The organism is Bradyrhizobium sp. (genome assembly GCF_016462955.1).
Classification (GTDB): Bacteria; Pseudomonadota; Alphaproteobacteria; order Rhizobiales; family Xanthobacteraceae; genus Bradyrhizobium.
The window spans coordinates 1-1,697 of the sequence record NZ_JAEMSD010000858.1 but is presented as its reverse complement, the minus strand read 5'-3'; the positions used below and the strand labels follow the sequence as shown (position 1 = coordinate 1,697).

1 protein-coding gene is annotated in these 1,697 nt (G+C 66.5%); it reads right to left on the bottom strand.

From position 1 onward, the window contains the following. On the bottom strand, positions 1–1,697 hold a 1,697-nt coding region (gene ligD, locus JHD07_RS39260), incomplete at both ends, for a DNA ligase D (protein ID WP_291631985.1).

Sequence of the window (1,697 nt, the reverse complement as noted above, 5' to 3'; positions counted from 1 at the left end):
CGCCCTGCGCAAAAGCCTTGGCCTCTTTCCAGCTCACCTTGTCGCGCGCACCATAAAGCAGCGGCACCACGACGTGCAGGCCCTTGCCGCCCGTGGTCTTGCAGAAGCTGTCCATGCCGAGATCGGCGAGCCGCTGCCGCATCTCCTTGGCGGCCTCGACCACGTCGGCAAACGCCACGTCGGGCGCCGGGTCGAGATCGAACACCAGCCGGCCTGGTGTGTCGTAGGCGTAGGGCGCGCAATTCCAGGGATGCAGCTCGACGCCGCCGATCTGCGCCACCGCGGCAAGGCCCTCGACGCGATCGATCTGGAGATACGGCTTGCGGTCGCCGGAGACCCGCGCAAGCTCCAGAAGGTTCGAGGTTCCCTGCATCGCGTGGCGCTGGAAGAAGGATTCGCCCTTGATGCCGTCGGGGGCGCGGATCAGCGAACACGGCCGCCCCTTGAGGTGCACGATCATCCATTCGCCGACGGCTTCGAGATAGCGCGCAAGGTCCAGCTTGGTCACGGGAGCGCCCTCGCCGTCATCCGGCCAGAGCGGCTTGTCCGGCTTGGAAATGACGACGCCCATCACCTCGGCATTTTGCGCGGCCTTGTTCGAGGACCGGCCTGCCTTCGCGCGCGCCGGCTTCCGGGCTTTGGGCTCGGCAAGCTCGGTATCGACGGGCTTCTCCGCCTCGACCTCCTCGGCCGGCTTGTCCTGCCGCAATCCCTTGAACGCGGCCTGGCGGATGTTGCCGTCGGCGGTGAAGCCGGCGAATTCGATCTCCGCGACGAGCTCCGGCTTCAGCCAATGCACCTCGCGGGACTTCTTAGGCGCATTCTTGCCGCCGAACGGGCTTTGCTTGGCCTCCACCGCCTTCAGGACGGGCATGAGGCGCTTGACCTTGTCCGCGCCGAAGCCGGTGCCGACCATGCCGACAAAGGCGAGATGATCGCCGCGCTGGACGCCGGCCATCAGCGAGCGGAATTTGCCGTTGGTGGTCTTGTAGCCGCCGATCACAACCTCGTGGCCCGCGCGGCATTTCGACTTGACCCAGCTCTCGGTGCGGCCGGACCGATACGGCGCGCTGAGCTTCTTCGACACCACGCCTTCGAGCTCGAGCTTGCAGGCCGATTGCAGCACGGCATCGCCGCCGCTCTCGAAATGCTCGACATAGCGGATCTGGGTCGATTTCCGCTTGCGCTTGTCCAGCAGCTTCTTGAGCTGCGCCTTGCGCTCGTCGAGCGGCAGCCGGCGAAAATCCTGACCCTCTGCGAAAAGCAGATCGAACGCGAAGAAGATCAAATCGTCGGTCTTGCCGTCGGACAGCGCAGCCTGCAGCGAGGAGAAGTTCGGCGCGCCGTTGTGGTCGAGCGCGACGATCTCGCCGTCGATGATCACGTCCGGCAGCGCCGCCGCTTCCTTGGCAATGGAGCCGAACTTGGCGGTCCAGTCGAGACCCTTGCGCGTCTTCAGCGTCGCCTCGCCGTCCTCGACCCGGAGCTGCACGCGATAGCCGTCGAACTTGATCTCGTGGCACCAACCCTGGTCCCCGGGCGGCCGCTCGACCAGCGTGCAGAGCTGCGGCGCCACGAAGTCCGGCATCGCCGAGACCTTCCTGGCGCTGGTCGCGGTCGTCGCGCTCTTCTTCGCCGCTTTGCCGCGCTTCAGCGCGGTGCGCGGCGCCGGCTTCACCGTGCGCCCTTTCGTTACC